The following is a 7,774-nucleotide window of genomic DNA, read 5'->3' as shown; positions in this document are numbered from 1 at the left end:
CCCAGACCCCGACCCAGACCCCGACCCCGGTCCCGCACCCGCACGACAGTGACTCCGGCACCCCCACCTCCCCGCCCGGCGAGCCCACCTCCCCGCCCGAACCGCCGACCGACTGCGCGTCCCCGACCGGCACCGCCACCCCCGGCACCCGGGACGAGCCGCCGGACAAGACCCCTGCGGACGCTCCCGGCGACTGCCCCACCACCGCTTCGGCGTCGCCCCCGAAGTCGCCCGAGGAACCCTCCCCGGGCACCCCGGACTCCCGGGACACCCCGGAGGAGACCGGCCCCGACACCCCCGCCGCCACCGACAGCATCTTCGGCAGCCCCACCGACGTCTTCGACGGCTGACCGAGGCCGCGGCGCGGTCGTGGAAGTAGGCGAATGCAGTTCCGTCACCCCGGTCGAAGAATCCGCCAAACCCTGGCAAGGTGGCTCCATGGTTGATCGGGGAGCGAGCGCCCTGTCACTCCCGGACGACTGGCCCGCCCACCCGGATCCGATCCTGGCGCTCAACCGCATGGGCAGCTTCGACTGGGACCTGGATTCCGGTCTGTTCCACATGGACGCCCAGGCCCACGAGGTCTTCGACCTGCGCCCCGACGAATACGACGGCAACCCCGCGACCCTGGCGATCCGGGTCCCGCCGCCGGAGGCCTACCGGCTGGACGGTCTGGTCTCCAAGGCCATGAAGGACGGCAGCGAGAACTACGGCGTCTACTTCCGCATCCGCTGCCGCGACGGCACCCTGCGCTGGACCCACACCCAGGGCTACATCCGCCGTGACGAGACCGGCCGCCCGCGCCGCATCATCGGCATCGTCCGGGACGCCACCGACGAACTCGCAGAGAGCGAGGAGCGGCGTGAGCAGGCGGCCGAGGACGAGGCGCGCCGTCAGCAGACCAGCGTCGTCCAGCTCACCACGGCCGCCCTCGCCCACGCCCGCACCGTCCAGGACGTCATCGACGTCCTCAAGGACACCCACGGCATCACCCACCTCGGCGCCACCAGCCTGGTCATGGGCCTGGTCGAGGCCGGCCGGATCCGGCTGGTCGCCGAGGGTCCGGCGGGCAGCTTCGTGCCGGGAACCATGGTCACCCGGATCGACGAGCAGTACCCGATGAGCGAGGTCGTACGGACCCTCAGTCCGCGCTTCATCGAGTCGCCGGAGGAGTTCGCCGAGCGCTACCCGATCCTCTGGCCGCACATCACCGACCTGCACATCACGTCCGCCGCCTATATGCCGCTGATCGCCCAGGCCCGGCCGATCGGCGCCATCGGGCTGCTCTACAGCGACCGGCGCGGCTTCTCCACCGAGGACCGCAACGTGCTCGTCGCCCTCGGCAGCAGCATCGCGCAGAGCCTTCAGCGGGCCATGTTCTACGAGCAGGAGAAGGACCTCGCCACCGGGCTCCAGCAGGCCATGCTGCCGCGCACGATCCCCAGCGTGCCCGGCGCCGACGTCGCCGTCCGCTACCGCGCCGCCGGTGCCGCGGGCTCCCTCGGCCGGGACATCGGCGGCGACTGGTACGACCTGATCCCGCTGCCGGGCGGCCGCGTGGGCGCCGTCATCGGCGACGTCCAGGGCCACGACACGCACGCCGCCGCCGTCATGGGCCAGCTGCGCATCGTCCTGCGCGCCTACGCCGCCGAGGGACACACCCCGGCCACCGTGATGGCCCGCGCCTCCGTGTTCCTGCACGAGCTGGACACCGACCGCTTCGCGACCTGCCTGTACGCGGAGGCCGACCTGTCCACCGGTGTCGTCCAGGTGGTCCGGGCCGGTCACATCGACCCACTGCTGCGGGAACCCGGCGGCGCCTGCCGTCGTGTCCCCGTCGAGGGCGGGCTGCCGCTCGGCCTGTCCGCGGAGTTCGGGCGGCTCGAATACCCGGTCGGCACCATCGAGCTGGACTCCGACCACACCCTGCTGCTGTGCACCGACGGCCTGGTCGAACAGCCCGGCGCCGACCTGGACGACGGCATGCAGACCCTCACCGCGCTCATCGCCACCGGCCCGGACGACGTACGGGACCTCGCGGACCGCCTCATCGACGTCGCCGAGGAACGCGGTGGTGACGACGACGTGGCCCTGCTCCTGCTGCGCCGCCGCGTCCTGGACGCCCCGCAGGCCGGCGGCCGACTCCAGCAGCATGTGGCGCCCGGCGACCCCGAGGCCCTCACCGGCGCCCGGCACATGATCCGCGCCGCCGTGCGCGCCTGGAGCGCCGGTGACCGGGCCGACGAGATCGAACTGGTCGCCGACGAGCTCATCACCAACGCCCTCATGCACACCGAGGGCTCCGCCGTGGTGACCCTGCGGGTCCTCGCCGGCTCCGACCGCCGGCTGCGCGTCGAGGTCGAGGACTCCTCCAGCGCCCTGCCCCGGCGCCGTGAGGCGGGCGAGTCGGGCGTCTCCGGCCGCGGCCTGCTCCTGGTCGACCTGCTCACGGACGTGTGGGGCGTGGAGGCCCGCGGCGGCGGCAAGGCGGTGTGGTGCGAGTTCGTGGTGCCGGAGCGGCCCTGACCGCCGTACGCCACGACGCGGGTGACCGATGTCGTCCGGCGCTGTCAGTGCCCGGTGGCACTCTGGACGTATGCCGGAACTCCCCGAGGTCGAAGCGCTCAAGGACTTCCTGACCGACAACCTGGTCGGCCACGAGATCGTCCGTGTGCTGCCCGTCGCCATCAGCGTCCTCAAGACGTACGACCCGCCGGTCAGCGCCCTGGAGGGCCACGAGGTCACCGCGGTGCACCGCTACGGCAAGTTCCTCGACCTGGAGACGGCCGACGGCCCCCGCCTGGTGACCCACCTGGCGCGCGCGGGCTGGCTGCACTGGAAGGACGAGCTCCCGAGCGGCATGCCCCGCCCCGGCAAGGGGCCGCTCGCGCTGCGCGTCGCCCTGGAGACCGGCGCCGGCTTCGACCTGACGGAGGCGGGCACCCAGAAGCGCCTCGCGGTGTACGTCGTCCAGGACCCGCAGCAGGTCCCCGGCGTCGCCCGGCTCGGCCCGGACCCGCTCGCCGACGACTTCGACGAGGCACGCCTCGCGTCCCTGCTGAAGGACGAGCGCCGTCAGCTCAAGGGCGCCCTGCGCGACCAGAGCCTCATCGCCGGGGTCGGCAACGCGTACAGCGACGAGATCCTGCACGCGGCGAAGATGTCCCCGTTCAAGCTGGCGGCCTCGCTGACAGCCGAGGACACGGCGCGGCTGTACGAGGCCCTGCGGACCACCCTCACGGAGGCGGTCGAGCGCTCGCGCGGGGTGGCGGCCGGACGGCTGAAGGCGGAGAAGAAGAGCGGTCTGCGCGTCCACGGCCGTACCGGCGAGCCGTGCCCGGTCTGCGGCGACACCATCCGCGAGGTCTCCTTCAGCGACTCCTCGCTCCAGTACTGCCCGACCTGCCAGACGGGCGGCAAGCCGCTGGCGGACCGGAGACTGTCGCGGCTGCTGAAATAGCTCACCGGGGCTCGAGCGTCACCAGGTGCTCCCCGCCCGCCGTCCTGACCTCGTAGCGGACGATCTCGTCCGCGTGCATCGCCGAGGCGCCCGTCATGGTGTTCTCGTCGGAGCCGTGGTCGGAGGCGTGCCAGCTGGTCACGGTCTCCTCCGAGCCGTCCCGGCCGATGGCGATCAGATGACAGGGACGCGCACCCGACCCGTCCTTCACCTTCAGCTCCACCTGGCTGCCGTAGGCCTCGTTCTCGGTGGTGACCTGCGCCCACACACCCGAGCGCGCGTCGGTCGCCTGGACGATCCGCGTGGCTCCGTCGTCACCGCTCGCCATCATCGCGACACCCGGCCCGGCGAGGGCGATCACCACCGAGGCGGCCACGGCGTACATCGTGCGCCGGCGCCGGGCCCGATGGCGGGCCGCCACCGCGTCGAGCAGCCGGTTCAGCATCTGCGGGCCCGGCCTGGTCATGGGGTGCACGAACTGGGGCGTCGACCGCCGGTACAGCATCAACTGGCGGGTGATGGGCCCGAACTCGGTCACGTGTGCCGCGCAGCGGGGGCACTCCATGAGGTGGTCCTCGAAGCGGAACGCCTCCGCCTCGTTCAGCACGCCGAGCGCGTACGCGGCGACGTCGCGATGCCTCTCCAGGGACCTCATGCCGAATCCTCGTGCCGTTGGGTGTGGGGTGTGTTACTCCTTGCACCCACTGGTACGCACCTGGCAGTCGAATCACTCAAGGCCGACACCGAATCGCAACCAAGGGATTCGGAGCCGTCGGCGCCGAGGATTGGTCCGTGGAGAAAAGAACTTAGAAAAGGTGGATGGCGAGGTGCCCGAGCGGCAGCCCCAGCTGCCACGCCGGTGTCCACACCTTCGGTCCCTCGTCCTCCCCGGCAGGCGCCCCGCCGCCCGGCACCGCGTTGAGATCGGGCGCGAGCAGCTCGGTCTCCTGGAGCCAGCGCCAGGCCGCCTCGGCCAGCTCCAGGTCGGGCGCGGGCCCGCCGGACCCGTCCGCCTCGGCCGTGAGACCCGCCATGCGCTCGCGCACCCAGTCCTGCCACGGCTGGTCGTAGGCCGTGAGCGACAGCCAGGTCTCCAGCTGGGTGATGACCCGGATGCCGGAGAGCTCGCCGTCGGTGTCGGACAGGAAGATGGTCAGCGCCAGGGCGTCGCGCCCGGCGCGGAACTCGAAGGACGTCGGCGGCATGAGATCGCCGGTCCGCAGCAGCTCGTCGGCGATGTACTCGGCGTACAACCACGCCATGGGGACGGTGAGTTCACCGCCGCCGGTGCCGTCCGTGCTCTCTTGACCTCTGTGCAGCATCCCTTCCTGCCTTCCTCCGGTGAGTGCGTCGCCCTACCCCGGGGCCTTGGGCCCTGGCCCAATCCGGAACACGGATGAGGACAGCCGATTACTCAACCGGGGTGTTCAGCAAGGCGCTTTACGGAGGTTTGACTCTCCCATTGGTTTTACCGCAGGTCGGCCGCGTATCCCGGAAGCACCCGGCGCAGGGCCCGCAGCGCGTAGTACGCGCGGGACTTCACCGTACCGGGCGGAATGCCCAGGGTTTCCGCGGCCTCCGCAACACTCGCCCCTTGGAAGTACACGAGCACCAGGACTTCACGGTGCTCCGGAGTGAGTGTCTTCACAGCCTCGCGCACATCGAGCATCTCCGCGGCCCGCTCGGCGTGGTCGGAGATGACCCGTGCGTTCTCCAGGATGGCGTCCCCGACCTCCGGCGGCCGTGCCTGCCGGGCCCGCCGCGCGTCGATCGCGAGCCGCCGCCCGACGGTCATCAACCAGGGGCGCACGGAGTCGAAGTCGTCGGCGCGCAGGGCCTCGGGATGCTGCCAGGCGCGCACCAGCGTCTCCTGGACGAGGTCCTCGGCGCGCTGCCGGTCCCCGTCGCAGAGCCGGAGCAGCAGCGCGAAAAGGGGCCGACCGTGCTCCCGCTGCAATGCGGCGAGCTCGTGCTCGGCGGTCGTCGTCCCGTTGGTGAGGGTGGTTCCGGCCGTCATGGCCGTATGGCATCGCAGGCGGCGGTTCCGGGACAGAGCGCACACACGGATCTGCGGCGGACGGTCGATCGCGTCGGCGAACGGTTCGACGAACGGTCCCTTCCGCCTACGGCAGGCCCCAAGGGGTGCGCGCCGGACGGGCTAACGAAAGTGGCCGGATTGTTTGCGGGCGGGTAGGGCTTCGTACCTATTGATCCGTATATACGACCACAAGGGGTGAGCCGATGATCCCACGCAGTCGACTTGTGGCCCTCGCCGCGACGGCCGTTCTCGCGGCAGGCGCCGCCTGCCAGGCCCACAGCCGGGAGGCCCCGGGGCAGGCGGGCCCCTCCGGTAAGGGGGCTCGCGGCTTCACGCTCGTCGCCTCCGGCGACGTCCTGCCGCACGCCTCGATCATCGAACGTGCGCGCTTCGACGCGGGCGGCACCGGATACGACTTCCGCCCGATGCTCGCCGGTGTCAAGCACGTGGTGTCCCGCGCAGATCTGGCGCTGTGCCATATGGAGACCGTGTACGGCGAGAAGGGCCGCTACACGGGCTACCCGCTCTTCAAGTCCCCGCCGGAGGTGGCCCGAGGGCTCGCCGCCACCGGCTACGACGGCTGCTCCACCGCCTCCGACCACAGCCTCGACGACGGGGCCGCGGGCATCCTGCGCACGCTGAACGCCCTCGACCGGGCGAAGGTGCGGCACGCGGGGACGGCGCGCACGGACGACGAGGCGCGCACGGTCACCGTGCTGCGCGCCGGCCAGGCCAAGGTCGCGCATCTCGCTTACACGTACGGGGTCAGCGGCTTCCCCCTTCCGCCGCAACAGCCCTGGGCGGTCAACATGATCGACGAGAGCAAGATCCTGGCGGACGCCCGAGCCGCCCGGAAGGCGGGCGCCGACGTGGTCGTCGTCTCGCTGCACTGGGGCACCGAATGGCAGGACAGGCCCGACGACGAACAGGTGACCCTGGCCCGCGACCTCACGGCCGCCCGCACCGACGGCCGCCCCGACATCGACCTGATTCTCGGCACCCACGCCCATGTCCCGCAGGCGTACGAGAAGGTCAACGGCACCTGGGTGGTCTACGGCATGGGCGACCAGATCGCCGGCGCGATGTACAACGACCGGGGCGTACAGGACCCGCGCGGCAACCAGTCCACCCTCGCCCGCTTCACCTTCACCGCACCCGACAGGAAGGGCGGCCGCTGGGAGGTGTCGAAGGCCGAGTTCGTCCCGCAGCTGTTCGACATCGACGCCGGCCGGGTGGTCGACCTCAACCGGGCGCTCGCCAAGGGGGCCGACGTGCGCGGTGTCCGGGACCGGATCCGGGACGTCGTACTGAGCCGGGGGGCCGGGAAGGACGGGCTCACCATGGGGGAGTAGGTCAGTCCGGGTCCACGTGGTCGAAGGTCTTCAGCATCTCCTTCAGCACCGGCCTGTGCATGGGCGCGGCGGTCGCGACCGACACCGCGCTCGAGCACCCCGAACTGATCCGTGCGCTGGTCGTCAACGGTGCCGGCACCGGCACCAGCGAGTTCGAGTTCACGGATCCAGGGACCCCGGAGCATGTGAACGAGGCGGCCCGGCTGCTGGGCGCCGCAGACGTCGAGGGATGGCTCGACCACTTCGCGAAAGGCGTGGCAGGGCCCCACCGCACGGTCGACGAAGTCGCCCCCGACGTCGTACGACGAGTGCGGGAGATGTGCGCGCACACCCTCGCCAAGCACACGCCGGACGAGCCGCAACGGCGCGTGCCCCTCACCGACACCTGGTCCCGGTGCCGAAGATCCCCGAACATGGAGAATCCGGAGGTCTTCAACCAGATCCTGGCCGACTTCCTGCACACGCTCTGCCCCGAGGACGACTCAGTCGGCGACCGCGTAACTCAGATCCTGCACATGGAGCGACACCGGCTCCAGCCGCAGCCACACCGTGCCGCGCTCCGCCGGGTCGTCGTACAGATAGCGCACGAACCGCGTGTCCCAACGGCCTTCGTCCGCGCCCAGGTAGCGCGAGAGCTTGCGGCGGCCCCGGGGGACGTCGAAGGACACGAGTTCGGCCCGGCCCCGCGCGATCACCTGGCGCACGAGCCCCGTCGCCGGGTCGCACTCGTCGACCACGAGGGCCACCGCCGGGTCGTCCCGGACCCGGTGGAAGAGCCGGGTCCACGGCCCGGTCAGGATCCAGAAGGCGCCGCCCTCCCAGAGGAACCAGACCGGGCGCACCGTCGGCCCGTTGGTCGCGAGGCGCGCGGTCAGCGGCCGCTGGAGGAAGACGTCCACGTCGAAGGCGGTCATCGCAGCATCC

At 71.5% G+C, this 7,774-nt stretch carries 8 protein-coding genes and 1 pseudogene; 4 read left to right on the top strand and 5 right to left on the bottom strand.

Annotated features, from left to right (window positions below):
• The 3 genes and pseudogenes from KUM44_RS46305 to KUM44_RS37975 all read left to right on the top strand — a co-directional run.
• A pseudogene (locus KUM44_RS46305) lies at positions 1-350 on the top strand (hypothetical protein); the annotation flags it as partial.
• An 88-nt stretch (positions 351-438) separates the two neighbouring features.
• A complete protein-coding gene (locus tag KUM44_RS37980) occupies positions 439-2,526 on the top strand; it encodes a SpoIIE family protein phosphatase (RefSeq protein WP_217214318.1) in 2,088 nt (695 codons plus the stop codon).
• Between the two features lie 70 nt (positions 2,527-2,596).
• The gene (locus tag KUM44_RS37975; RefSeq protein ID WP_217214317.1) at positions 2,597-3,460 is read left to right on the top strand and encodes an Fpg/Nei family DNA glycosylase; all 864 of its coding nucleotides are present in this window, start codon (positions 2,597-2,599) and stop codon (positions 3,458-3,460) included.
• 1 nt (position 3,461) lies between these two features.
• Here KUM44_RS37975 and KUM44_RS37970 read toward each other — a convergent pair whose 3' ends face one another.
• The 3 genes from KUM44_RS37970 to KUM44_RS37960 all read right to left on the bottom strand — a co-directional run bounded on the left by KUM44_RS37970 (position 3,462) and on the right by KUM44_RS37960 (position 5,477).
• A complete protein-coding gene (locus KUM44_RS37970) occupies positions 3,462-4,115 on the bottom strand; it encodes an anti-sigma factor (RefSeq protein ID WP_217214316.1) in 654 nt (217 codons plus the stop codon).
• Positions 4,116-4,266: 151 nt separating this feature from the next.
• Positions 4,267-4,782, bottom strand: a complete 516-nt coding sequence (locus KUM44_RS37965) for a hypothetical protein (RefSeq protein WP_217214315.1) — start codon at positions 4,780-4,782, stop codon at positions 4,267-4,269.
• Between the two features lie 146 nt (positions 4,783-4,928).
• Entirely contained in the window at positions 4,929-5,477 is a 549-nt protein-coding gene (locus KUM44_RS37960) for a sigma-70 family RNA polymerase sigma factor (protein ID WP_217214314.1), read from the bottom strand.
• A 224-nt stretch (positions 5,478-5,701) separates the two neighbouring features.
• Between KUM44_RS37960 and KUM44_RS37955 the strand changes: the two genes are divergently transcribed.
• Positions 5,702-6,850 (top strand): CapA family protein, encoded by a 1,149-nt coding sequence (locus KUM44_RS37955; protein ID WP_217214313.1) that lies wholly within the window; start codon positions 5,702-5,704, stop codon positions 6,848-6,850.
• A 1-nt stretch (position 6,851) separates the two neighbouring features.
• On the opposite strand, the gene KUM44_RS37950 is transcribed toward KUM44_RS37955, so the two are convergent.
• A complete protein-coding gene (locus tag KUM44_RS37950) occupies positions 6,852-7,013 on the bottom strand; it encodes a hypothetical protein (protein WP_217214312.1) in 162 nt (53 codons plus the stop codon).
• A gap of 319 nt (positions 7,014-7,332) precedes the next feature.
• On the bottom strand, positions 7,333-7,764 hold the full coding sequence (locus KUM44_RS37945) for a pyridoxamine 5'-phosphate oxidase family protein (RefSeq protein ID WP_217214311.1): 432 nt from the start codon (positions 7,762-7,764) through the stop codon (positions 7,333-7,335).
• Positions 7,765-7,774 lie beyond the last annotated feature (10 nt).

The organism is Streptomyces sp. AC550_RSS872 (genome assembly GCF_019049285.1).
GTDB lineage: Bacteria > Actinomycetota > Actinomycetes > Streptomycetales > Streptomycetaceae > Streptomyces.
The sequence above is the reverse complement of the archived record's forward strand: the minus strand, read 5'-3'. Positions and strand labels throughout refer to the sequence as shown.